Source organism: Desulfoferula mesophila, assembly GCF_037076455.1.
Taxonomy (GTDB): domain Bacteria; phylum Desulfobacterota; class Desulfarculia; order Desulfarculales; family Desulfarculaceae; genus Desulfoferula; species Desulfoferula mesophila.
The window spans coordinates 217,904-241,483 of record NZ_AP028679.1 but is presented as its reverse complement, the minus strand read 5'-3'; the positions used below and the strand labels follow the sequence as shown (position 1 = coordinate 241,483).

At 53.9% G+C, this 23,580-nt stretch carries 20 protein-coding genes, 1 pseudogene and 2 riboswitches; of the genes and pseudogenes, 11 read left to right on the top strand and 10 right to left on the bottom strand.

Translation table 11 applies throughout. The features are described from left to right. Positions 1 to 130 precede the first annotated feature (130 nt). From AACH32_RS01125 to AACH32_RS01100, 6 genes are all read left to right on the top strand, one after another. On the top strand, positions 131 to 619 hold the full coding sequence (locus AACH32_RS01125) for a pyridoxamine 5'-phosphate oxidase family protein (RefSeq protein WP_338604533.1): 489 nt from the start codon (positions 131 to 133) through the stop codon (positions 617 to 619). Then, positions 616 to 2,808, top strand: a complete 2,193-nt coding sequence (locus AACH32_RS01120) for a PEP/pyruvate-binding domain-containing protein (protein ID WP_338604530.1) — start codon at positions 616 to 618, stop codon at positions 2,806 to 2,808. Before AACH32_RS01125 ends, AACH32_RS01120 begins: the two co-directional genes overlap by 4 nt. 120 nt (positions 2,809 to 2,928) lie before the next feature. Beyond that, positions 2,929 to 3,096, top strand: a complete 168-nt coding sequence (locus AACH32_RS01115; RefSeq protein ID WP_338604527.1) for a hypothetical protein — start codon at positions 2,929 to 2,931, stop codon at positions 3,094 to 3,096. A 62-nt stretch (positions 3,097 to 3,158) separates the two neighbouring features. Next, on the top strand, positions 3,159 to 3,716 hold the full coding sequence (locus AACH32_RS01110; protein ID WP_338604524.1) for a lipocalin family protein: 558 nt from the start codon (positions 3,159 to 3,161) through the stop codon (positions 3,714 to 3,716). A gap of 140 nt (positions 3,717 to 3,856) precedes the next feature. Continuing rightward, a complete protein-coding gene (locus AACH32_RS01105) occupies positions 3,857 to 5,701 on the top strand; it encodes an amino acid permease (protein ID WP_338604521.1) in 1,845 nt (614 codons plus the stop codon). Between the two features lie 156 nt (positions 5,702 to 5,857). Further along, positions 5,858 to 6,856 carry a hypothetical protein gene (locus AACH32_RS01100; RefSeq protein ID WP_338604518.1) on the top strand — a complete coding sequence of 333 codons (999 nt, stop codon included), beginning with the start codon at positions 5,858 to 5,860 and terminating at the stop codon, positions 6,854 to 6,856. A 77-nt stretch (positions 6,857 to 6,933) separates the two neighbouring features. On the opposite strand, the gene AACH32_RS01095 is transcribed toward AACH32_RS01100, so the two are convergent. Beyond that, complete coding sequence (locus tag AACH32_RS01095; protein ID WP_338604515.1) at positions 6,934 to 7,587, bottom strand: SOUL family heme-binding protein; 654 nt, start codon at positions 7,585 to 7,587, stop codon at positions 6,934 to 6,936. 306 nt (positions 7,588 to 7,893) lie between these two features. Between AACH32_RS01095 and AACH32_RS01090 the strand changes: the two are divergent. The 3 genes and pseudogenes from AACH32_RS01090 to AACH32_RS20825 all read left to right on the top strand — a co-directional run bounded on the left by AACH32_RS01090 (position 7,894) and on the right by AACH32_RS20825 (position 11,152). Then, a pseudogene (locus AACH32_RS01090) lies at positions 7,894 to 9,284 on the top strand (IS3 family transposase). Positions 9,285 to 10,478: 1,194 nt separating this feature from the next. After that, on the top strand, positions 10,479 to 10,901 hold the full coding sequence (locus AACH32_RS01085; protein ID WP_338604512.1) for a helix-turn-helix domain-containing protein: 423 nt from the start codon (positions 10,479 to 10,481) through the stop codon (positions 10,899 to 10,901). Then, positions 10,898 to 11,152: a VIT domain-containing protein gene (locus AACH32_RS20825; RefSeq protein WP_350341530.1), complete on the top strand. Its 255-nt coding sequence runs from the start codon at positions 10,898 to 10,900 to the stop codon at positions 11,150 to 11,152. Before AACH32_RS01085 ends, AACH32_RS20825 begins: the two co-directional genes overlap by 4 nt. Positions 11,153 to 11,206: 54 nt before the next feature. On the opposite strand, the gene istB is transcribed toward AACH32_RS20825, so the two are convergent. From istB to AACH32_RS01040, 9 genes are all read right to left on the bottom strand, one after another. Further along, positions 11,207 to 11,983 (bottom strand): IS21-like element helper ATPase IstB, encoded by a 777-nt coding sequence (gene istB / locus AACH32_RS01080; protein WP_338599592.1) that lies wholly within the window; start codon positions 11,981 to 11,983, stop codon positions 11,207 to 11,209. Next, entirely contained in the window at positions 11,980 to 13,479 is a 1,500-nt protein-coding gene (gene istA / locus AACH32_RS01075) for an IS21 family transposase (RefSeq protein WP_338599205.1), read from the bottom strand. The genes istB and istA overlap by 4 nt, the downstream gene beginning before the upstream one ends. 118 nt (positions 13,480 to 13,597) lie before the next feature. After that, on the bottom strand, positions 13,598 to 13,873 hold the full coding sequence (locus tag AACH32_RS01070) for a hypothetical protein (RefSeq protein WP_338604509.1): 276 nt from the start codon (positions 13,871 to 13,873) through the stop codon (positions 13,598 to 13,600). A 628-nt stretch (positions 13,874 to 14,501) separates the two neighbouring features. Then, on the bottom strand, positions 14,502 to 15,563 hold the full coding sequence (locus AACH32_RS01065; protein WP_338604506.1) for an endonuclease NucS domain-containing protein: 1,062 nt from the start codon (positions 15,561 to 15,563) through the stop codon (positions 14,502 to 14,504). A 42-nt stretch (positions 15,564 to 15,605) separates the two neighbouring features. Then, positions 15,606 to 16,574: a restriction endonuclease gene (locus AACH32_RS01060; RefSeq protein ID WP_338604503.1), complete on the bottom strand. Its 969-nt coding sequence runs from the start codon at positions 16,572 to 16,574 to the stop codon at positions 15,606 to 15,608. Between the two features lie 1,165 nt (positions 16,575 to 17,739). Further along, positions 17,740 to 18,882 carry a methionine adenosyltransferase gene (metK, locus tag AACH32_RS01055; protein ID WP_350341550.1) on the bottom strand — a complete coding sequence of 381 codons (1,143 nt, stop codon included), beginning with the start codon at positions 18,880 to 18,882 and terminating at the stop codon, positions 17,740 to 17,742. Next, positions 18,875 to 19,687 carry a hypothetical protein gene (locus tag AACH32_RS01050; protein ID WP_338604497.1) on the bottom strand — a complete coding sequence of 271 codons (813 nt, stop codon included), beginning with the start codon at positions 19,685 to 19,687 and terminating at the stop codon, positions 18,875 to 18,877. The genes metK and AACH32_RS01050 overlap by 8 nt, the downstream gene beginning before the upstream one ends. 47 nt (positions 19,688 to 19,734) lie before the next feature. Further along, a riboswitch (SAM riboswitch) is annotated at positions 19,735 to 19,815 on the bottom strand. A 61-nt stretch (positions 19,816 to 19,876) separates the two neighbouring features. Next, a riboswitch (SAM riboswitch) is annotated at positions 19,877 to 19,973 on the bottom strand. An 82-nt stretch (positions 19,974 to 20,055) separates the two neighbouring features. After that, on the bottom strand, positions 20,056 to 20,382 hold the full coding sequence (locus tag AACH32_RS01045; RefSeq protein WP_338604495.1) for a hypothetical protein: 327 nt from the start codon (positions 20,380 to 20,382) through the stop codon (positions 20,056 to 20,058). 153 nt (positions 20,383 to 20,535) lie between these two features. Then, the gene (locus tag AACH32_RS01040; RefSeq protein ID WP_338604493.1) at positions 20,536 to 20,925 is read right to left on the bottom strand and encodes a hypothetical protein; all 390 of its coding nucleotides are present in this window, start codon (positions 20,923 to 20,925) and stop codon (positions 20,536 to 20,538) included. Positions 20,926 to 21,397: 472 nt separating this feature from the next. Between AACH32_RS01040 and AACH32_RS01035 the strand changes: the two genes are divergently transcribed. Then, positions 21,398 to 22,387, top strand: coding sequence for an ARPP-1 family domain-containing protein (locus tag AACH32_RS01035; protein WP_338604490.1), 990 nt, complete (start codon positions 21,398 to 21,400; stop codon positions 22,385 to 22,387). An 84-nt stretch (positions 22,388 to 22,471) separates the two neighbouring features. Further along, positions 22,472 to 23,476, top strand: a complete 1,005-nt coding sequence (locus AACH32_RS01030; protein WP_338604488.1) for a helix-turn-helix transcriptional regulator — start codon at positions 22,472 to 22,474, stop codon at positions 23,474 to 23,476. Positions 23,477 to 23,580: the final 104 nt, after the last annotated feature.

Here is a 23,580-nt window from a genome sequence, read left to right as displayed (position 1 = left end):
ACGCCTAAAATAAATATGGCCTGCCTCTAGGAGGGGTGCATGAAGAAGGAGTAAAACCGCTATCCCTTGAAACGCTCTTAAGCTTTTGGAAAACGTCCCGTTGCCCTGTTAACCTAGGTTTAATTTTTTTATGGAGAAGTTTGTGCATTTGAATCTCAACCCACCTGGCCAGCAAGCCCAGGAGCTAGAACAGCATTTGCGGGATATGGCGGCAAGCCAGCTTTTTGCGGTTCTGTCCACTGTGGGGGAGAAGCAGCCCTACGCTAGCCTTGTGGCTTTTGCGGCTTCAACGGACCTTGCACGCATTTACTTCTCCACCAGCCGTACCACTCGCAAGTTCAATAACCTGCAGAGAAACCCCAGAGCGGCAATTTTGATGGACAACCGCAGCAACCAAGTAACAGATCTGCGCCTGGCGGCCGCGGCCACTGCCGTGGGCAAAGTAGAGGCGATAGGGCCTGACAAGGAGGCGGTATTTAAGCAGGTCTTTTTGGCCAAGCGACCTCACATGGGTGAATTCCTTGATGCCTCCAATACGGCTCGTCTCTGTCTGCATGTCGATGCCTATTATGTGGTGAGCCGGTTTCAGAGTGTATTCGAGTTCAGGGTCGTACCATGAATTGGATCCTGACCCTTGACGAAATAGAGCCTACCTGTGAGGTGGGAGGCAAGGCCAGGGCGTTGGCCACTCTCAAACGACAAGGTCTGAAGGTGCCTGCGGCCTTTTGCCTTCCAGCCGCAGCCTACCGCTATTACTTAAACCGGAATGGCCTCGACCAGCAGATCAGTCTCGAACTAGGCAAAAAGAGTTTTGACAACATGCGCTGGGAGGAACTATGGGACGTCTCGCTGCGGTTGCGCAATGTCTTTGGAAAAGCCGAGATACCTAACGACTTGTCACAGGCCATAGAGGATGGAGTGCACCACCTTTTTGGAGACCGTCCGGTCTCGGTGCGCTCCTCAGCCCTGGCCGAAGACTCGGCTCAAGCCTCCTTCGCCGGCCTGCACGAGTCATTTATTAATGTCCGCGGCATCCATAGCATACTCAAGCACATCAAATTGGTCTGGGCCTCGCTTTGGTCCGACCGAGCCCTATTGTACCGGCAGGAACTGGCATTAGATCCTTTTGCAAGCGCCATGGCCGTGGTGGTGCAAGAGATGATTGTCGGGCAAAGCTCCGGCGTTGCATTCAGCATGAACCCCCTGGACAAGTCCCGCGCTTCGGTAGAGGCGGTCTACGGTTTGAATCAGGGCTTGGTGGACGGTTCCATCGAGCCAGACCACTGGGAGTTGGACCGGGTAACAGGGCATATTGTTGAGCACCGGGGAGCCCAGCGACGCATGGCGCTTGCGCCGGGACCTGAAGGTTCAGTTGCCGAAGCCCTGCCCGAAAAGCAGCAGCAACAACCACCCCTAAGCTCCGCACAGGTCATGGGAATATTCCGAATTTCCCGCAGCCTGGAAGTGGCTTTCGGCTCTCCCCAAGACATGGAATGGACCCTTGAAGCCCATGAATTCCACATTCTGCAATCACGCAACATTACCACCCTGGCAGTTTCGAAGGAGGATGATGAACGGAGACGCTATCTGGGCCTAAAGCGAAGCATCGAGAACCTTAAGGCCCTGCGGAAGACAATCGAGGAAAACTTGCTTCCAGGAATGGAAAGTCAATCCCGTGAACTGGCCGCTAATAATCTCAGCCGTCTTACGGACCGAGAATTGGTCACAGAGATAAGACGACGCCAAGAAATAGTTCAAAAGGGAGTCGATGATTACTGGCGGGAATGCATTCCTTTTGCCCATGGGATGAGGCTTTTTGGCCAAGTCTACAATGACCGTCTGGCACCCCAAGACCCATATGAGTTTATGCACCTGCTATCCGGTTCGAGGCTGCAGAGCACCAGCCGTAACCGGTGCCTTTGGAAAATAGGCCAATTAATAGCGGCGGACCCCACCCTAGCCCAAGCCGTGTCTCAAGAGGGAGACATGGCAGGATTTCCAAATTTTCTTTCCTTGATTGATCAATATATCTCCCTTTATGGTGGCGCATCTTGGGGCGGGCGCAAGTTCCGGTTGAACCGCAAGGCGGTGGCTAGGCTTGCGGCTAGGTATGCCAACACATCAGCACCGGCAGAAGGGGCGCCGCGCTCCGACAAGGGGGAACTGGAACGGGAATTTATGCAGAGTTTTCCGGCTACCCAGTTACCATATGCCTTGGAACTTCTAGAGATAGGCAGGGCCAGTTACCGGTTAAGGGACGACGACAACATCTATTTGGGAAGGCTCGAGGGGGAGCTTGCACGCGCGGTTTCAGAGGGTGTTGCTAGGCTGAGCGCCAAATGGGGTTCTATACCAGGGGACCTCCAAGCCGAGGATGTCTTACTGGCGCTGGAAAACGGGCGGGCTCCAGTACCCCCCAAAAAATCCAAGGCAAAAACGAAAGGTAAAACGGTCTTGTCCTCTAAGGCCCGGCAACTGATAGGCCAGCCGGCGAGCGCGGGATGGGCCTCTGGTCCGGCCAGGTTGGTCCAAGACCCGCAAGATTTGTTTGAATTTGAGAACGGCGAGGTCCTGGTCTGTGACGCCATTGACCCCAACATGACCTTTGTCGTCCCTTTGGCCGCGGCGATTGTGGAACGCCGGGGAGGCATGCTTATACACGGGGCCATAATTGCCCGCGAACATGGTATCCCTTGCGTCACCGGCGTTCCTGAGGCAGTCAGCCTTATCAGTACGGGCGATATGTTAAGTGTCGACGGTGACTTGGGTCTAGTCACTGTGGGAAGCAACAGTCTGCCAGTGGAGTGATCGCAAAATGAATGAGATACCTTGCCTTCATCTATGATTGTTTTTAAAATATGAAATAAACCAGAGGTTGTATGGACGTAGTTTATTTTTAACTCACTAAACAATCAAATGGAGGAAGCAATGACTGAAGCCACCAAGACTGACTGGAACTATGTTTGGGTTAAGGACAAGGCTGGTAACGAGTTCATTTGCAAGATCGGCGACCTCAAGGACCCCAAAAAGGCCAGCAAAGACGAATTGGACAACTGTGTCGACGACGCTAAGGCTGGTGTGCCCCTCGGCGACTAGTTATGAGTTTTAGATCTAGTTAGGGCCAGGTCACATGACCGGCCCTTTTTTTGTTGAAGGCAATGAAGCGCAAATTCAAAATTAGCCGTATTTTCCTCATAACTGCCATGGTTGCCTTGCTGCTTACCATGGCTCTGGCATGCGAGAAGACAATGCCAACTGACGACCATACCGTCACGTCAGTGGATCTTAAGAGATATGTTGGCAAATGGTATGAGATAGCTTCTTTACCCGCTCCTTTCCAGGAGGGATGTTTTTGCACTACAGCCGAGTACTCCCTGGAAAAAGACCATGTAAAGGTGGTAAACCGCTGCCGCCGGGGCTCGCCCCAGGGGGAGGTGGATGAGGCTCTAGGCAAAGCCTGGCCCGTGGAAGGTAGTAATAACTCCCGCCTAAAGGTCAGCTTTTTCTGGCCCTTCAAGGGCGACTACTGGATCATTGGCTTGGACCAGGACTACCAGTGGGCCATGGTTGGGCACCCACAAAAGAAGTATCTTTGGATACTGTCTCGCTCACCAAATATGCCGACGGAGCTTTATCAATCGCTTGTGAGCAAGGCCAAATCCATGGGATACGATGTTGCCAGGTTGAAGTTGATGAACCAGGCTTGCTACCGGTAATATCGCTTATTGAACGAATTCAATAATAAGCTTGCATAGTTCCAAGGTCAAAAAGATAGTTAATTCATTTGATCTCTCACGCTAGGGATCGCAGACGTAATCTCCTTGGGTTTTTTAACCAAGACCGCAAAAGTTAAGTCATGGAAGGCAAAAACAGGAGTTTTGGGCTCTTAACGGTGTTTTGTATCGCCAGTGGAGCCATGATCAGTTCAGGGCTATTCGTGTTGCCTGGGCTAGCCCACGCCCTGGCCGGGCCGGCCGTGATCTTCAGTTATTTTCTCGCCGGTTGCCTAGCTTGCACTGGCATGCTCAGTGTGGCCGAAATCATCACCGCCATGCCCAAGGCGGGCGGGGATTATTTCTTTATCACCCGGACCCTGGGACCGGCGGCCGGAGCTGTAAGCGGACTGCTGGTCTGGTTTTCCCTGTCATTAAAAAGCGCCTTTGCCCTAGTAGGCATGGGGACCTTTGCCCAGCCACTTCTGGGCTTGGATCCTCTTTGGGTGGCCCTGGCTCTTTGTCTGGTTTTCGTGGGGATCAATCTCCTGGGGGCTGAAAAAGCGGGTAGGCTCCAAGTAATTTTAGTGGCGGTGCTTTTCCTGCTGATGCTCCTCTACGTGGCTTTTGGGTCCAGTTTTATAAAATGGAACCGTTTTGAACCCTTTACGCCCAACGGATTTGCCGCGGTCATTTCCACAGCAGGTATAGTCTTCGTTTCCTATGGCGGTCTGTTGAATGTGGCCTCGGTGGCCGAGGAGATCAAGGATCCTGGCCGCACAATACCAAGGGCAATGATACTGGCACTCCTAACAGTAGGGCTTTTCTATGTAGCGATGGTTTTCGTAACCAGCGGTGTACTGGGTTCTGATGAGTTGGACCACTCCATCACCCCTATTTCCGACGGAGCCCGTATCATTGCGGGTAGTACGGGAGCCCTAATAATGAGCCTAGCCGCAGCGGCGGCCTTTGCCAGCACCGCCGGAGCGGGCATCATGTCGGCATCGCGCTACTTGCTGGCACTGGGGCGCGACGGCTTGGCTCCCCAGGCTTTAGGCCGGGTTCATCCTAAACTGGGCTCACCCTACGTTGCCATTTTGGTAACCGGTGGATTCGTATTCGGGACCTTGTTCTTGAGCCTTGAGATTCTGGTCAAAGCGGCATCCTCGGTTTTGATCCTTACCTACATTTTGGCCAACCTCTGTGTAATCGTGCTGCGCGAATCGCGTCTGACCAATTACCGGCCTAGCTTTAAGGCTCCGGGTTACCCCTGGCTGCAAATTGCCGGAGCGCTAGGATTTGTGGTTTTGTTGCTGGAGATGGGATGGGAGGCTCTAATCATTAGCCTGCTATTGATTCTAAGCGGCTTGGCCTTTTATTGGTTCTACGGCCGCATTCGCTACGAGCGCGAATACGCCCTGATGCACCTGGTCCGGCGCATCACCGACCGCGATCTGGTGAACGGCGGCCTTGAAGAGGAGTTGCGGGGCATCGTGCGTGAGCGGGACCAGCTTTGCTGGGACGAGTTCGACCAGGCGGTGCAGCGGGCCGAGGTGATAGAGGTGGCAGGCGCGCAAAACGGCAACGAGGTGTTGGCCCGCGTCGCACTGGCCGGGGCGCGCCGCTTCGGCCTGGATGCCCTATGGCTGGGCCAGGCCCTGAAAAAGCACCAGATGGCCCAGGCCACCGAGCTGGTGCCCGGCGTGGCCATCAGCGACGCGGCCCTGCCGGGCTCGGGCCAGGTGGAGCTGATCATGGCCCGGCTGGCGCCTCCGGTGGCCCTGAACCCCGGCCAGGCTCCTTGCTCGGCCATGTTCGTGGTGCTCTTCAGCCCGGACAAGCGGGGAGCCTATCTGAGTACCTTGGCGGCCATCGCCCAGACCGCTGGCAACCCCGTTTTTGCCGACCAGTGGAGCGCGGCCCAAGACGCCGCCCGGTTGCGGGACATCATGCTAATCGCCAAGCGCCAGCGCACCTGCACCATATAGCTACAAAGTAGCTACACATATCCTAAATCAATGAGACAGGCCAGAGTTAGCGGGTAGGCCAGATTGATGTCAATTATCCAAAGAATCATTAACACCTGATACGAAATATCGCTTCTGGTAAGGTTGTTTAGTACCAATTCCTGACTGAGGATAAGCATGAATCCACTTATGCGGCCCGCGAGAATCGTCACCAATCTATTATTATGCCTTTTCCTGGCTACCCCGGCCTTTGCCCAAGGCCCAATGGCCAGATGGCTGGACCCTACCTTAGGTGACATGAAAACCACCTTACGCTATGAGGGCGAATACTCCCCGGACCAAAAAGTTGAAGGGCAACCAACGGATTTAGGCTACTCCAGCCATGGAGTCATTTGGTCTACGCCAGTTTGGCAGAACAAGAAACATGAAGTGGGCTTCCACGGTCGCCTTTACGCCATGGACGTGCGTACTGAGGCCATTCTCCCTGACTCGGGCCTTGCCTTTCCAGGTAACCTCTACGACATACGCTTTGGCGGAACCTACCGATACAAGCTGGACCGTGGCTGGATATTGGGTGGAGAACTGACACTTGGCTCGCCCAGTGACAAGCCCTTCAACTCCTACGATGACACATCGGTAAACGCCACCGCCACACTGATGACCGTGCAGCAGAAAAAGCATTACTGGCTCTTTTTGATCAACTATTCCAACACGCGCGATTTTCTGGCAGATTACCCAATTCCGGGTGTGGCCTATGCCTATCAACCGGACAATAACCTGCAATTGCTTTTGGGCTTGCCGCTGGCCAGCGCCTATTGGAAGCCCACCCCGGAAACCACCCTAAGAGGACTCTATATCTACCCCCGCACCATTATAAGTTACGCCGGCTACAGCGTATTGAAATGGATGGAAGTCTACACGGGCTTCGACTGGACGCACCAGCGCTATTTTTTGTATGAACGCCAAGACAGCAAGGACCGTTTTTTCTTTTACCAAAAGGAGGTCAAACTGGGGCTCAAGTTCCGTCTGCCCAAAGGCTTCGTGGTGGATTTTTCAGGAGCCTATGCTTTTGACCGCCTCTGGTTTGAAGGCAACGATTGGGATGACCGCGACCAAGACCGGGTGGATGTGGAAAACGGTCCCCTGGTCCGCTTGGGCGTGTCCTGGCGTTTTTAACAAACCGCTCCGGTGTAGGCCAGAGTTCGTTTAACGCTTCATGATAAATCCGTCTGCTTGGCGGCCCATTGGCAGGTTTAATTTTTTTGCAACTCGACCATCATCTCGTTGTGCCGGAAGAATGGAATGGTCCACGGAGGATCATAGCCAGCATACATAGGTGGGGAGACAACCTTAAAATCTTTGTTTTTGGCAAGCCAATCCAGTAGTTCTTTGGCCTTATCCTGGTTACGCTCCAAGCTGCCGTACCAGCCATAGCGGATGATCGCCACATACCTGGCAGGGATTTTCTCGAAGCTTACCCGTTTATCCTTTGGTGTGGGCAACTCCTCCATGGCGTAAGTGGAAGGCATCATGAAAGTCATCACCCATTCATCCCCACTACCGCTTTGCACCACAGGGCCGGTCATGGCAATCTTTTCATTTTGCGCATCCTTTTTTTGCACTAGCGGGCCAGTCATGGCGATCTTCTGCTTCTTTATATTGTTCCCAAAAATATAGTCCGCAAGTATCCTGAAGGCGGAGCTCTGTGCCTCTTTAAAATCGCCTTTTACTGTGGTCTTGGCAACGATAAAGGGCTTGTAATACCTGATCTCCTTGTCACCATCTTGCTGGATGACTTTGTAGCCGGGTGACTCATAGTCATGAACCCCAAACACCGAACAACCAGTGCCAATGATTGTGAGCATGGCGAATATGGCCGCTTTTTGTATCTTGCTGTATAGGCTCATTTTTTGTAATTTCCTTATTCGTCGGATGTCTTATGCTAATATATGTTTTTCCTAGAACATAATCAGTTTAACAGAACTTTCAATATTAGGCCTACCCTGGACAATCGGGCAATAGGGGCCATAGCTTGCCATGACCGGCCTTTCCAGGGAACATAGATCTGCAATATTTTCAATTAGCTTATCTTGTTATAGTATGCTGACCTTGATTTCATCTCTCCCTTGTTTGGTGTCAGAGCCCCTGAGACAGATTTGTTGTTTTAGCTAATGGATACTCCTGGGTAGAATCGGCACCCAAAGGAGTGAGCCATGAGCCAGAGTGAAGCAGTGGAAGACAAGGTCCGGGAGATCAGGCGTAAAACCCGAAGGAAGTACTCGGCGGAGGAGAAGATCCGGATCGTCTTGGAGGGTCTTAGGGGCGAGGAGAGCATCGCCGAACTCTGTCGCCGAGAGGGCATAGCCCCCAATCTCTACTACAGCTGGAGCAAGGAGTTTCTGGAGGCTGGCAAGCGGCGCCTGATGGGCGACACCAAGCGTCAGGCCACCAGCGGCGAGGTGCGGTCCTTGCGTCTGGAAAACAGCCAGCTCAAGGAACTGGTGGCTGATCTGTCCCTGAAGAACGTGGTGCTTAAAAAAAGCTTGGCTGGCACGGGCGAAGATCTGGATCAGTGATGCGCTTCAGCCAAGCTGAGAAGATGGAGATCATCCGGCTGGTGGAGGGGTCGTCCCTGCCGGTGAAGCAGACGCTGCGCGAGATGGACGTGCCGCGCAGCTCCTTCTACCGCTGGTATCGACGATATCTGGATTATGGCTACGATGGCCTGGCCAGCCAGCCTCCCCATGCCAGGAGATTCTGGAACAAGATCCCTGAGAGCGAGAAGAAGCATATTGTTTCAGAGGCCAAGCAGATGCCTGAGCTCACCCCCCGAGAGCTGGCCTGGCACATCACCGACAGCCAGGGGGCCTTCATCAGCGAGTCCAGCGTCTATCGCATCTTGAGGGACTATGACCTGGTGGCCAGTCCGGCCTATATCGTGCTCACGGCCGCCGATGAGTATAGGCACAAGACCAAACGGGTGCACCAGCTTTGGCAGACCGACTTCACCTATTTCAAGATCATCGGCTGGGGCTGGTACTACCTGTCCACGATCCTGGATGACTACAGCCGCTATATCATCGCCTGGCTTCTGACCAGCACCATGTCGGCGGAGGACGTGAAGAACACTCTGGACTTGGCCATCACCAAGACCGGGATTACCGGGGTCAAGGTCCGGCACCGGCCGCGGCTGCTATCGGACAACGGGCCCTGCTACCTGGCCGGGGACCTGAAGCAGTACCTGGACCAGCATGGCATCAGACACACCAGGGGCAAGCCCTACCACCCCATGACTCAGGGCAAGATCGAGCGATACCACCGGACATTGAAAAATCGGATCAACCTTGAGAACTACTACCTGCCCTGGGAACTAGAGCACCAGATAGGCCGCTTCGTGGATTATTACAACCACCGTCGGGTGCACGAGTCCCTGGACAACCTGACACCCGCTGACGTGTATCACGGCAGGGTCAGGGATATCATCACAGCCAGAAACCTGGTCAAGGAACAGACTATGCGGCGCAGGAGGCGCCAAAACCTGGGACTGAAGCCCTTAAACGAAGAGATTATTAAACCCGAGGTCTACCGGGAATGTCTCCATTAGCAAAAACCAATTCTTGTCCCAAACGCTTTGACGACATACAGTTGGATAAGCTTTTCGTAGTTTGCCTAGGAGACCCTTCGCCACGGAAAGATCTGGGAAATGAGGGGAAGGGGCCTGGCTCAGCAGAGCCACCCACGGCAAGAAACAAAGATGAACTAAGGGAGATGGTAATGCGCTACGTTGATAAGGCCTGGAAGGAACTTGGAAATAAAGACAGGGGTAATATTAAATGATCCGCATGTACCCCAAGGCGGTGGCCTGGGATGCCGTTTTCCAGCGGCTCAAAGAGTACGCTGAGTCCCATACTTGTACTCCCTCCACACCACCGGTGCCTTTGATACTGGCTGGCGCCTACTTCACTAACGACCAAGACAAAATGCTGAGGTGGCAGTCCATGATCGAATGGGCTAGGAGAAATGGTTGTTATCGATTGGTGGTAGGCATCCCGAATGAAGAATACGAATGGTCGGAGAGCCCTAGTGCCTACCCGATCGGCCCCACAGGTGGCCCCAGCTATCGCCCATGGGATTATGAGACCAAGAACCGCCCTAGCGATGACGAGCTCACTGGGGCTATGCAGGTCCTATTCTTCCGGTGGAAAGAGATCGTGGGCGCACCGCTTGCCCGTGTGACTCGCCCCTTGAGTTTTGCTGGCAAGAAGGCCCGGCGGTTACTGGTATTGGCTCAGGCCTCTGCTAAACCCCCATGGGGTGATTGGTCTTGGCTGTCTCCTGTGGAATCCCAGCGGAGGGAGTTTACCCAGTTCCGGGCGGCAATAAACCAGGCAGTTGAACCCCACGAGGTAGATCACGTCGACTTCATAGAAGAGGGGCCCAAGACAACAGAGACCGGACGAGTGACGGTCCGTCCCCTGTCCAGTGGCCGCAGTACCTCAGAACGCCGACGGATCCATAGGACAAGGCCGCGGCCCAACCCCGCTGCCAGGCGAGACCGCGGGAGCACATCTGAATGTTAAAGTAATTGATCTAATATTCGACGGGAAGGTGGTTCTGCTGCTTTCCAGCTTACCTCTTGCTTACTTTTATTGCCATGGCCACACTTTAACAATAATAACTAATTGATTATCATTGATTATTTTAAGTAAAAACATTTAAGACCTGCTGATCATCTATCAATTTACTGTAAAATATTACCCCCTTGACGATGACAGTTTTAATGTATAGAATAACTGTCATGAAACTTGAACCTAAAGAATTTTCCCTTGATGAGCTCTGCACCCTTACCGGCATGAGCAAGAGAACCGTCCGCTTCTATATCCAGCGTGAGCTGGTTGACAGGCCCCTAGGCAGCGGCAAGGGAGCCCACTACACCCAGGACCACCTGTCCCAGCTTTTGACCATAAGAAAATGGAAGAAGGCCGGACTGTCGCTCGAGCGCATTTCGGAGCTCCTCAGGGAGGGCGAGGAAAGCGCCCCACCGCCGAGACCAAGGAGAGAGGGGGCGGTGGAGGTCTGGAGCCATCTGAATATTGCCGATGGCGTCGAACTGCACATCCAACCAGGCCGGGCGGGACTCGGCCCGGAAGAGGTGAGGGAGCTCTTCCGTAAGACCATGGAGGCTTATCGTTCCATAAAAACGGATGAGGGGAACAAATGAGAGGGCGCAATTTTCGGGACAATGATCTGGCACTTTATGTTGATGAACCGATTTTGGAGTCGGTCGCGGTCGATGCCACGCTACGGGACCTGCTGGGGCGGGTCACAGTGGTCCAGACTTACGTTAACAAGGGGGACACTAACATAGAGGCGGTCTTCACCTTCCCCTTGCCTCTTGACGCCATCCTTCTCGACTTTTCCATGTGTGAATGGCGGAGTAAGTGCGGGACAGTTGGCGGTCTAAAACCGTGACACTTGTTTTAGAGATATAGTCCTGTTGTTCATGCTGTCAATCATGATCTTGCCTTAGTTGGTTTTGGGCTTTGCCTGGGATCGTCTTTTGGCTTGGCGGAGCCGGTAGCTTTCTCCATTGGCCTCGATGATGTGGCACCTATGGGTCAGTCTGTCCAGCAGTGCACCGGTGAGTCTTTCGGAGCCGAAGACCTCCGTCCATTGCTGGAAAGGGAGATTGGTGGTGATCATGAGGCTTTGTTGTTCATATGCCCTACCCACCACCTCGAATAGCATTTGAGCGCCTATCTTGGAGAAGGGCACATAGCCCAGTTCATCGATGACCAGCAGGTGTAGGCGCTGGAGCTGTTTCTGCAGGCGTTGCAGACGTCTTTCCTCGCGGCATTCCATGAGCTCTGTGACCAGGGCGGTGGCGCTGTAGAATTTCACCTTGCTTCCCTGGGCGCAGGCCGCAAAGGCCATGGCGCTGGCCAGCTGGGTCTTGCCGGTGCCGGAGTTTCCGATCAGGAGCACGTTTTCCTTTTTGGCGATGTACTCGCCCCTCATCAGCTCCCTGACCAACTGCTGATTGATGGAGGGCTGTGCCTTGAAATCAAAGGTGTCCATGGTCTTGATCACCGGAAAGGCGGCTTGCTTGATGCGCCTTTCGGCTGCCCGCTTCTCGCGGTCCAGAAGCTCCCGCTCGGTCAGGCGCAGCAGGTAGGTCATGTAATCGGAGCGGTCTTGGCTGCAGACCTTGGCCATGGCCGCGTATTCCCGGAGAATGGTGGGCAGCTTCAGCTTTTTGAGGTGGTACTCCAAGAGCACGGTGGGTTTGTCCTGGTCCTTCATGACAGCGCCCCTCCCTGCGCGAGGAGGGAGTCATAGACTGTGATATCGGGCCCGGCCACGCTCACTCGGCCCAGGTGCTCACGACCGTCCAGCAGGAAGGTGGCCGCGGGCCCTGATGATGGCGGCTCCAGCAGGTGGACAATGGCCTCCGGGGCATAGGCTCCCGCGTACAATGCCTGCTCCACCGCCCGCTTCAGTCTGGCCATGGAGTGGTCCTCCAGCAAACGTAGGACCTTTATGTATTTACGGGTGCCCTGGCCAGGCATGTCTTCCCCGGCCACCAGCCGCCGCCTCAAGACCTCAAAGCACTCAGACAGATCTAGGTCAGCCAGGGGGCGGGCGTGGTCCAGGGAGCCAGGCTTGCGCTCCAGCAAGGGCAGATAATGCCGGTAGTCGAAAAACACCCCTTCCTTGCCCCAGGATCGGGAGTGGCGGGCCACCACCACGTCATGGTGGCAGAGCACCACCCGATCCACATAGCCCTTGGCCACAATTTCATGGTGGGCACAAGCCACCGGCACCGAGTAGTCATTGTCGTCGAAGCGGACCAGGGACAATGAATTGGCCCGGGTAGGCTGTTTGCGGCAGGCATCGAAGCGGGAGGGAGGCAGGGGGACAAAGGCTGTCTGGTCTTCCTGCAAAACCTCGGCCTTGCTACCGCCCTTGCCACGCAAACGGCGCTTCATGTCGTCGCGGCACTGCCTTAAAAGCATGGCATTGAGCTCGGCCAGGTCCTTCACCTGGGGCACTGGCACCAAAAAATTCTGCCGGGCGTACTTGACCACCCCTTCCACCACGCCCTTCTCGTTTGGACGCCGCACCCGACAAAAATGCTCCCGAAAAAGGTAATGGCTCTGCAGCTTGAGAAAACCATCGGTCAGCTTGCGCTCATGAGGCCCTATGATCTTGGAAACCAGGACCTTGCTATTGTCGTAACTGATCCGGTGGGGCACCCCACCGAAAAACTCGAACGCCCTGGCATGCCCTTCCCAGTAGCTCTCGCTGCACTCCTTGTCGAAGGCCGCCACGAAAAAGGCATCGGAGTACGGCAAGGCCATGATAAAAAGCGCTATCTTGCGAAGCTCCCCGGAAACCTTGGCCAGGGCATAGCCAAAGTCCACCTGCGCCTCGCCGGGACGATGGACCAGGGGCATGTACACCTCCTGGCTCACGCGCTTGATTGCGCGCACCGCCTCCTTTACCTGGGTGTACTTGCCCTGATAACCCGCCTCCTTGATGCGGTGATATATGCGCGTGGCCGTGTGCCTTTGCTTCTTGGGAACCTTTTTGTCCTCTTTTATGATCCGGGCGATCAACTCAAGGTAGGGGCCAAGCTTGGGCTTGGCTCGGGGGGTGCTGAGCCGGTATCCGGGAGGCTCGGGAAAATTCTGAATCTTTTGCAGGGTATCCCAATGGATGCCCTCTCTACGCATTAACTCGCGCTTGCTCGCCTGGCCATCGCGCAACTCAAGTCTGATCCGGGCCCATTGATCCATGTCCGTGTACACCCCTTCCGCTCCTCCAGAGAGTCCTGGCCTGGAAGCCACCATGGCCTCCATCGCACCAAAACACCTGAAGAAAACTGAATCAATGTGTCACGGTTTTCAACCGCCACTAAAATCGTCTCGCTTTTGGACCGCCATTTACATCTGACTTTGCTTCAAGAACCAAGAGCGGAAAGCCCTTGGCATCGAGAAGCAGGAAGTCTATGAAGCCCTTTTTGGTCTTTTCAAAGTTTTTACCGAGGGCGTCTAGGTCAGAGGATTTGAGGGTGACACTGGGTTCTAGCCGTATGTTGGCGGGCTTGCCGCCTTCCGAAAAAAAACGCCAGCCTGCAGCTTCAAGTAGTTTATTAATTTTTATGCGTGCAGTAGCTTCTTTGAAAGACATTGTTTGTTCTGTCTCGTTTGGAGATGTAACCTACGTGCTCTATTGCCCCAAAAATCTGTATTAAAGCCCAAAATCACCGCGCATAATTCTAGCTTCCCTAGGGTCAAACTATTTTTTGTTAGGCAGTATATTCGGATATCAACAGACTGAATAGCATAATGATCCAATCATGAGCAAGGTCCTGTCGCCTGGCGGGAAACCAGCCGGCCAGGTTCTACATAATCTAGCTTATGCGAGTCAGCGGGCGCTGCCGCGATAATTCGCATAAGCTTCCCCAGATTATGTAAGCCTGGCCGTGGAGCTGGTTTCATGACAGGCGCAGTTCCGGTGGCTGAAGCAAGCGCCGAGAATCATCGTTGGCGCCAGAACTACAGCAGGCCGCGACGGCTGCGCGCGGTGGTGACGGCGGCCCGAGTCGGAGGTGGGGGTAGCTCAGTAGCCAATCTGCTGCGGTCGGAGCAGACGGTCGCTCAGGGTGGGTTCGCCACGGCAAGAAGGCCCGATGCCCCCAAGGGGGCCCCGTCGTGACGGTTGATGTGTGTCTGAGGCTCGACACGCGGTTTCTGACAGGTCGTGCCACGGTGGTCCAAAGGACTAGTTTTCAAAAAATAAAAGCACTCGGCTGACGCTAATCACTTGGTTCCTTCAAGCGAAATGAAACCTCATATAATTTCAAAGTTATCTCTGGAACTGCGGAAAGTGCATACCTAATGGGGTCATCAGCCTGGTGTGCAACAATAAGTCCTTCGACTTTCTCGTCTGCTGCCGCTTTATGTCGCCTTATCCATCCCACGTAGCGCAATACTTGCCCTACGGTTTGGTCGCTAGTCTGGTTGCGCTTCAACTCTATCACCAACCATCGGGGTTGCGACTTGTGGTGAGCCAGGAGATCGATCCTGCCCACCCCGCAGACGTATTCGTAACCGGCCTCCTCGTCGCCTGGCTCAGAGTAGATAGCCCACTCCTTGGCCAAATCCAATTGATCCCAGTTGTCTCGCATGAACTCATGTAGGTGACGCTCTAAACCAAAGGTAGGCCCATCGGCCACTCCGCCCTCCGAAGATTGTCCCTCATCGGGTCCGCCTTCAGGTTCGCCATCCGTGCCAGGGCTGTCTTTAGTTAAATGCCACCAGAGGCCATCCAAAGTCCAGAAATCGACACCCAGATCTTCCCTGATGGTCGCCAGGATTCCATTGACCTTTATGTAACGGCTACCGAAGGATTCCCCCCTTTCAAAGCTTGGGAATATCCCCAAATGAGTCATCGTTGCTTCCGATTGCCGGTTCCACACCCCGTACCGATCTGGGTAAGCCACGGTCAGAATCGCCGTTATGATGGCCTTGCCCATTCCCTTTATCTCGGATTCGGCGTCATTCAGCCGATCTTTCAGCGGCAGACTCTCATCGACAAGTTCGATCAAAACGGAACGTAGCTTGGGCATGTCCTCGCATATGCGAGTAGATTGACGGTGAAGACCACTCCAGTGGCGGTTGTTTTCGAAAAGCAGGAAAGACCTGAATTCATCCTCGGTCAGGCCGGGTAAATGGCTCTTGTCGAAAGTTGGCTGGAAACGAGCTAAGACTTCGTCTCTGGATCCCAGCATGTCTTTGGCCTCGGGATCTTTTTGGAACGCCACGAGGCCCTCTCGCAGTTTGCCGATCACATCTGGCGCAATCGAGGATACGCTCACAGTCCCCTCCATCTGGCTAAGGCACCCGCTCGAAGCTGATGCTTATTCCTCGCCCTCCTGCACCAGGGTCCAAATCCGCTTCAAGGGCAAGTCGGCCTTGAGATCTTCCGGGAAGGCATCGTAGTGCCTGAGCACCTGCTGGACCACGTCTCCGGCGTCCCACACCCGAACATCGAAGTAGTGGCGACGCGCCTCGGTCTTAACCGTGTGTTTCACCCCTCCCCAAGCCACGAATAAGCCATGCTGGGCCTTGAAGGTCACCATGGTACCACGCAGCCGGTCCATCACCTCTATTCCCTGCGTACTCGCCCCGGACTTGACCTGGACGACCAAGCGAGGCTCATCGAACCCCATGGGCCCTCTACCGGCTATGATGTCTACCCCGCCGTCAGGACCGGGCGATGCAACCTCAGTCTGGTATCCCTGAGCATCCAAGATCGCCCCAATTAACTCGGCCAGCTTGTGGCCCGCGAACTTCTGGCCGATGTAGGCCTGAATCTGGGTTAGGCTGTAGTCCTCGAGGTCCGGAGGGGCGGTGACATCGCTTGTTACATCATCTTCGGTGATAGCAGTAGGTGATGGGGATTTCTTTCCGGCCAAGATCGCCCGAATGCGGGTCTCGGCGTTGTTGCGCTTAATCTGACATACGGTCATAAAGGCGCCGAAGGAATAGAGCAAGTCTTGGTCGAAGTTGTCTCGTGGCATATCAGGGGCTAGCCACTTTACGGGGCGGAGGTGCTTCGCGCCAGAAGGATTATCTGGTTTATACTCGTAGTCCCCCGTGATCTTACCCATGGCAATCGCGTTCTGCCGTTTAAGGGGCAATACGACCAGGTCATCTTTCTCAATCCGCCGCGCAAAAGCCCACAATTGGCCAACCCAGTTGATTATTGCCTTGGGTTTCTCGTTGGGATAGGCTTCCTCTGTTGCCCTCACCATGGCATCGCGGGTCTTGTACTGCGCCAGGTCTGGCATCTCGTCCCAGCCGATAACTACTCTGTTCTCGGCCAAGGCAAAATCTTGACGCTCTCCCTGTCCTCCTGCACGCACTAGCCAGACTGACATGAGTTTCCCTCTCTCATCAGGTAGGAGAAAACGTCCCCACCGATTCACTAGTCTTTACTGCTTGATATGGCCTGACCATAGTAACACTTTCTGGAGGTTCGTTGACCAAACCGAAGGAATAACCTCCCCCTAATTCTGTAATGGAGAAAGGTTAGGATTTTGGCCCATCGCAGTCGGGAGTAATGGGAGAAGGCACGGTGGCCCGTTAGTGCCCATCGTGCCAGACGATGTGACTCTCCGGCTCGACAAGCGGTTTTTGAAAGGTCGTGCCGCGAAAATGCTAAAAAATGTTAATTTATCTTAACTTTTTAAAGGTTTTTGTCCCATTGAGCACCCCAAAATACGACTCTCACCGGATGCTATTTGGATGCTAGCAGTAAAAAGCGGTCACGGCTATAAGCCGTAACCGCTTGATATTAATGGAGCCGGCGGTAGGAATTGAACCAACGACCTGCTGATTACGAATCCATCTTATAATGCGCACCCCGCCTAATTTCAAGCACTTAGCCGCACCAAATCGCAGCGTTTTGTAGCGAAATGTACCTTACTGCATCGCTCGTTACGTCCAAATTTACGTCCAAAGTTAGGCAAGACGTATAGTCAGGTTAGTACCTGATGAACTAGTTTTGACTGCACTTCGGGCTGGCCTTGCCAAATGTCCCCATGCCCATCCTAATGACCTGAAGATGAGGTCGAAGTCGTTGTCCTACTACATGGCTGCTGTGAGGGCTGAACTTGGCTGAATATCATTCATAAAGGCCTTTTGTCGGGGGGGAGAACCCTCGGTCCGTAGAGCCTACTTCCAGCCAACCCAGACCCCTAAACGAGCAGGCTTGAGGGACTTTGAGAGGGGGGGCACAACAATTTCCGCTTGCACCTATCTGTCTGCTTTTTGTCAGCCACAAAAAGCCTTTTTTATATATAATTTAATATAGTTATCTCAACTTGCCATGGGGCAACACACTGGGCGCATAGAACCAGAGTATTTAACCCTATCCCCCGAATGTGCCCCAATTGTGCCGGGACTAGCCGCCAGCAAAAACCCCCTCGCCGAAGCCGCAATTGGAATCGGCAAGGGGGCGAATCGGTCAACTTTTTGTCAGCCTAAAAATCAGCCGATTTGGCTGAGCGAATCCACCAAGTCAGTCTCCTCCCAGGTAAAGCCAGGCCTGCCAAAGTGCCCATATGCGGCGGTCTGGCGGTATATGGGCCGTCTCAGATCCAGGCGTTTGATAATCCCCGCTGGAGTCAGGTCAACCAGGTCCAGGATCGTCTCCATGGCCTTCATCTCCTCCACTTGGCCCGTGCCATGGAAGTTCAGAAAAAAGGAGGTTGGATTCGCTTGCCCAATTGCATAGGACACCTGCACCGTGCATCTGGAGGCAAGGCCAGCCGCCACCAAATTCTTGGCGATGTAACGGCAAATGTATGCCCCCGACCTGTCCACCTTGGTCGGGTCCTTGCCGGAGAAGGCTCCCCCACCGTGAGGGCAACTCCCCCCATAGGTGTCCACGACGATCTTGCGGCCAGTCAGGCCGGTGTCCGCTTCAGGCCCTCCAATGGCGAAGCAGCCGGACGGGTTGACCAGGTATTGGATGTCCAGTGCGCGGAGTTCGGCTGGTATAACCGGGGCGATGATGTTCTCGATGACCTCCTGCTCGATATCCTGCTTGTCCGGTTGGTGCTGGGTGGAGAAAACCACGGTCTCTATAACCTTGGGACGGTCGCCTTCATATCGGACGCTCAACTGGCATTTGGCATCAGGGCCGAGCCAGGGCAGTTGGCCTGATTTGCGTACTTCGGCCTGTCTCTGCATGAGCCTGTGGGCATAGAAGATTGGCAGCGGCATCATCTTCTCGGTCTCGTCCGTGGCGTAGCCAAACATCATCCCCTGGTCACCGGCACCTATCTGGCCATCCTGCTTTTCCACGGCCTGGTTGATGTTGGGGCTCTGTTCGTGAAGGAGGTTGTGGAACTCGAAGTTTTTATGGTTGAAGAACCCGGTGGTATAGCCAATGTCCCTGATCACCTCTGAGACCAGGTTTTTGATGAACTCGCTGCCGCAAGGCATCCTTGTGCTGATCTCACCCGCCAGGATGACCGTGCCTGGGGCCACCAGGGTCTCACAGGCCACCTTGGCTTCCGGGTCGAGGGCCATATGTGCATCAACTACCGCATCCGAGATCTGGTCAGCCACCTTGTCAGGATGTCCCTCGGACACGGACTCGCTAGTGAAGATGTATGAGCTATTCATCGTCATTGGAGGACTCCCCTGTGGAACCAGTGGTAGAGGGTGATGTTCCCATCCCGAACTGGCGGGGAACTGATTCCTGCATTCCCTTGGAGATTTCCGCGAGGATTTTCTGCTTCGTCTGGGCCGCTGAGGCGTCCCGTTCCGCTGCCGTCATGTCCTCCCAGCGTTTGGTATTGGGAAAGGAGTCTTTCGTAATCCACCCGCCGACCTGAAAGCCACTTGTGTAGACCGGATCGGTCGGGGATAACTCCCGGGCGTAGAAGCCCGTCCCCTTTCGGATCGGCCCCCCATTCCCCTGAGTAGTCTTGGCCTTTGGAACAGGAACTATCTCGGGCTCGGGTTCCTGGTATCTCTCATCATCCGGCCACGCAATCCTGGCGATAGCTCTGAGGTGGGGGAGCTTTAGGAGGCCCTCTTCGTCTATTTCGTGGAAAGCGGTTGTAAGCCTTTCCTTTTGGCGGTCATAGCTGAATGCATCAACGAGGAGATAGAGCGCGGCGGTTTCTGGAGGCACATCTCTTTTGGGCCCGAAGGCGTACAACTCCGTTTTCCACTCCCAGTCCGCGTTCGCCCATTGCAACCAGAGCAACCAATGGTTGTCTTGCTCGTTGGAAGAAAGGAAAAAGCGATCTACGAGGCAATGCGCTGGAGACCAGGACCAGAACACCCCGGCTAAGAATTGGGCCTCTTCTGGTATCTCTTTTGCCACTAGTTCTGGGGGTAGATTCTCGTCGCCCGCTCTGTGGCAGATGAATCCCTCGGGTCTTTCGGGAACTACAAGGCTCTTTCTAGGCTTGGTTGCCATGACGGTTTCCTTCCTGCCAAAAGCCAAAGCCCCACACCAGACCGGCGCAGGGCTCGACTCTGGCGCTTTAGCTAGGTTTGTTTAAGGTGAGCTGCAAGCTGCCGTTCAAATCGCTCACCGGCTCCGCCACTGGGGCGGCAGGCCAAAAAAATGCCCCCTGCAGGAGGAGGCCTCCCCTTTGTCATCATGACCTCATCGTTCCCTCTCGGGCTGGCATTGGCACCTTGCGGGAGCAGGTTGCCGGGCGGTCACAGGGCCAGTTCCCTCACGCCTCTCTCGATAATTTAGTTTTCCTATCACATCTATCGGGTCTTTTCAAGCCCAGCCAATCTAGCTATTTAATCAGATGAATCCCTGGCCCGATACGATTATCTAAACGATAAAGATGATGAACCACAAACACTGCAACCTATGTCTTCAGCGTATTTTTTCAAAGGTGCATTAGGAGACATAATTTCACACAAATTTTCAACAGATACTATGCTAGATGAATTACACTGATTACATTTAATGATAATGTGGTCCCCCTTAATATTTCTATATTCAGCCAAAGTAACTGAGGGCATTACGCCTCTCTTTTTTTTATTTTTTTGCTTAATCTTTCCCGGCCTTCCGCCAGGTGGATGCATATTAACCTTTCCCAACCTCTTTTTTTCTTCTTTCCTACGGTAATTTTTACTCAAAGTTTTATACATGAGTTTCCCTCACAAGTATGATCATAAATTTCCCTAAATTATACAGCCAGTTTTATTTTAAACATATTACTGTTGTCAACTTTAGTTTCTTAATATATCTATAAATTATAGCATGTTTTTGTTGCTCTTTTGGCTCGGTATTATAGCTTAATATCAATCTGCCGGCACGACGTAGATCTTCTCGTCGGAAAAGGGATTGCCTGGGCCATAGGGATTGTTGATGCTTTCCGAAGAATAAGGATTACCGTAGCGGCCATATGGGTTGGAAGTCGAGTCCGGAAGGTTTGGGTTGACACTTAGCCTGCCCCGATACTTGCCTTTGCTGTCGTAGAGCTTGGGCGGATTGGTGGCATAAGGGTTGGTCCAGGACTTGTTGCTGTAAGGGCTCCCGTACTCACTGTAGGGGTTCATTAGGCCATCCGGCTTGTAAGGACTGCCTGCCCCGAAAGGGTTGTTCAGGCAGTCGGGATCGTAGGGGCAGGCGGCCAGGGCTGCCGTGGTGCTTGCCACGAACAGGACTACGAAAATCAGAAGAGTCTTCATGGCAACTATTCCCTCATTGATACTGCTTAGTATGCAGCAAGGATGATGTTTATGTAGGTGGTAAAGTTTCGGTTCTATCCTATTTGCGTAAACCGGCCGGGCTTCGGAACCCATTACAGCCACCGTGCGAAGAAACCGGAAAGCCTGCCGGTATCCTGAAGTTTCGCCACGCTGTGCCGTATGGCGTCAGGTGAGGGACGTTGGCATAACTGCATGGTGCACTGAATCTAGGCGGTACTGGCCATATCCCAACTGAAGAGCAGCCCGTCAAAACAATGAAACCGGCCCAAATCAAAATTGAAAAAGGCTTCATCCCGCCTCTCCTCCCTACGCACTACCATAAAGGCGGTTATTGTCAGATGCGGTCACAGCAAACCAAAAAAATTGCCTCGGCCATTTTTTCTTTCCAGTGCTGTGACCGGATTTGACAAAAAGGCCCGGTAGACTCTTCTCAAACATGGGGAGGTGTCATATGGAAAATTTGAAAAACCATTTGGATCCCTTAAAGCTAGGACGGGCCCAAGCTCACCAAAACATGGCCCTGTTCCCCCTACTGGCATCGGATGCGGGGGCTCCCTACTACATGACCCTTGAGGAGGCCTTTGAGCAAGGTAACCTGGAGGTGCGCGAAAAGGACCAGGCGGGGAGCGTGCCTGAACTGCTCCTGATCAACCAGGGGCCGATGAGTGTATTGATCGTAGCCGGGGAGGAACTGGTGGGCGCCAAGCAGAACCGTATCGTCAATGCCACTTTTCTGATCCAGGCCAATACCGAGGTTATTCTGCCTGTCAGCTGCGTGGAGCAGGGCCGCTGGGCCTACCGTTCGGAAAAGTTCTCGAGTGGCAAGCGGATGATGCACGCCAGCCTGCGAAGCGCCCAGCACAGGGACGTCATGTTCAATCGCCGGGCCATGGGAGGGGGGTTTCGCGCCGATCAGGGCCGGATATGGGCCGACTTGGATGACAAGATAGAAAGCATGGCCGCCTCGGCCCCTTCACAGGCGATGTCCGATCTTTTTGAAAGTCAACGGGACCACCTGAGCGAATACCTCAAAGCCTTCCGTCTGGTGGAGTGTCAGGTGGGGGGGATATTCGCCATCAACGGCAAGGTGGTCGGTTTGGATCTCTATGGCTACCAGGACACCTTCGAGAAATTCTTCGAAAGGATAGTAAACAGCTACGCCCTGGACGCCCTGGACTGGCGTCAACGGAGGGAGACCCCAAAGCCCAATCAGAGCCTGGCCAAAAACTTTCTGGATGAAGCCATCGAGGCGCCGGTGGAGCGGGGATCTTCCTTGGGCCTGGGTGAGGACATCCGCATCCAAACAGACAACATCGTCGGAGCCGGCCTGGAGCATGATGGTGAACTCCTGCAACTATCTGCCTTCATGGGATCCGGCAACGGCAATCCTGGCAGGAGAGTTGGCTTCAGGAGATTCTCCAGCCGGAGGGAGATGTTCTAAAGGCTTGTCTCTGAACTTGGTGGGCAGCTAAAATGCAATTGTTTGTCTGCCCAACTGTAAGCTTTCCGCCAGAGAGGGGGCATCTTGCGCGGAGATCAGCTTGCCAGGCAGTGGCGCATCATCAGGGCCATTGAGGGGGCCAGGTACGGCCTGACCGTCGCCGAACTCGCGCTTCTCGAAGAAACCAGCGTCAGGACGGTCTACCGCGACCTCGAGGCCCTTCATGAAGCCGGATTTCCCATTTACGCCGAGAAAGTCGACCGGGCCAAGAAATGGTTTCTGGTGGACACCTACAGCTTCAAGGTGCCTCCCCCCTTCACCCTCACGGAACTGATGTCACTCTGGGTCTATCGCGACCTGATCAAGGCCTTTCAAGGTACAGCGTTTTTTGATTCACTGGAGTCGCTTTTCAAGAAGGTGCAGGTAACCCTCCCACCGACCACCTTGGCCTATTTGGATCGCATAAAATCGACCTTCAGTGTGGATATAAAACCTTACAAGGAATACGGCCCTTACCGAGAGATCATCAACCAGGCCAACCAAGCCGCATTAGACTGCAAGAGCATTGAGATCGCCTACACGCCCTTGCGCACCGACAAGGAAACCATACGTAAGGTCGATCCCTACAAGATATGGTTCCACGACGGGAGCATCTATCTGATCGGCCACTGTCATCTGCGGGGCGAAGTAAGGATGTTTGTGGTTGATCGCATGAAACTAGTGCGACTCACTGAAGACCACTTTGAAATTCCCAAAAACTTCGACTTCGAGAAATACATGCGCCACCGATTCAAGGTGATGCAGGGTGAACTCTACGAGGTAAAGATTCTTATCTCTCCGGAGTGGTCTAGATGGGTCGGGGAAAAAATTTGGCACAGCAGCCAACGGGTGAAAAGGCTCAAGGACGGCAGCCTCGAAGTTTGCTTCGATGTTGCTGGGTTGCAAGAAATCAAGATGTGGGTGCTTGGCTTAGGCGGGGAGGCCAAGGTTATTAAGCCAGATTCTTTGCGCAAGGAGATCCTTGAAGAGGCTCGTAAAATCGCACACCATTACCTAGATGATCAGTCAAAGGAACGCGAGGTCATCTAGATGGCACCCTGCGTGTTCAGCTAGGAGTAAACGAGGACCGACGTTATGATCCAGTCAACTCCATTAAGCCTAATGATTGTTACCTGCCTTGCTAAGGGTGTGAA

What these genes read in the sequence shown, in the direction of transcription:
- AACH32_RS01100 (WP_338604518.1), top strand. Translation starts at nt 5,858, where the DNA reads ATGAATCCACTTATGCGGCCCGCGAGAATCGTCACCAATCTATTATTA.
- AACH32_RS01040 (WP_338604493.1), bottom strand. Translation starts at nt 20,925, where the DNA reads ATGAAGACTCTTCTGATTTTCGTAGTCCTGTTCGTGGCAAGCACCACG.
- istB (WP_338599592.1), bottom strand. Translation starts at nt 11,983, where the DNA reads ATGAAGGACCAGGACAAACCCACCGTGCTCTTGGAGTACCACCTCAAA.
- AACH32_RS01045 (WP_338604495.1), bottom strand. Translation starts at nt 20,382, where the DNA reads ATGTATAAAACTTTGAGTAAAAATTACCGTAGGAAAGAAGAAAAAAAG.
- istA (WP_338599205.1), bottom strand. Translation starts at nt 13,479, where the DNA reads ATGGATCAATGGGCCCGGATCAGACTTGAGTTGCGCGATGGCCAGGCG.
- AACH32_RS01110 (WP_338604524.1), top strand. Translation starts at nt 3,159, where the DNA reads ATGAAGCGCAAATTCAAAATTAGCCGTATTTTCCTCATAACTGCCATG.
- AACH32_RS01105 (WP_338604521.1), top strand. Translation starts at nt 3,857, where the DNA reads ATGGAAGGCAAAAACAGGAGTTTTGGGCTCTTAACGGTGTTTTGTATC.
- metK (WP_350341550.1), bottom strand. Translation starts at nt 18,882, where the DNA reads ATGAATAGCTCATACATCTTCACTAGCGAGTCCGTGTCCGAGGGACAT.
- AACH32_RS01115 (WP_338604527.1), top strand. Translation starts at nt 2,929, where the DNA reads ATGACTGAAGCCACCAAGACTGACTGGAACTATGTTTGGGTTAAGGAC.
- AACH32_RS01050 (WP_338604497.1), bottom strand. Translation starts at nt 19,687, where the DNA reads ATGGCAACCAAGCCTAGAAAGAGCCTTGTAGTTCCCGAAAGACCCGAG.
- AACH32_RS01120 (WP_338604530.1), top strand. Translation starts at nt 616, where the DNA reads ATGAATTGGATCCTGACCCTTGACGAAATAGAGCCTACCTGTGAGGTG.
- AACH32_RS01095 (WP_338604515.1), bottom strand. Translation starts at nt 7,587, where the DNA reads ATGAGCCTATACAGCAAGATACAAAAAGCGGCCATATTCGCCATGCTC.
- AACH32_RS01125 (WP_338604533.1), top strand. Translation starts at nt 131, where the DNA reads ATGGAGAAGTTTGTGCATTTGAATCTCAACCCACCTGGCCAGCAAGCC.
- AACH32_RS20825 (WP_350341530.1), top strand. Translation starts at nt 10,898, where the DNA reads ATGAGAGGGCGCAATTTTCGGGACAATGATCTGGCACTTTATGTTGAT.
- AACH32_RS01035 (WP_338604490.1), top strand. Translation starts at nt 21,398, where the DNA reads ATGGAAAATTTGAAAAACCATTTGGATCCCTTAAAGCTAGGACGGGCC.
- AACH32_RS01085 (WP_338604512.1), top strand. Translation starts at nt 10,479, where the DNA reads ATGAAACTTGAACCTAAAGAATTTTCCCTTGATGAGCTCTGCACCCTT.
- AACH32_RS01070 (WP_338604509.1), bottom strand. Translation starts at nt 13,873, where the DNA reads ATGTCTTTCAAAGAAGCTACTGCACGCATAAAAATTAATAAACTACTT.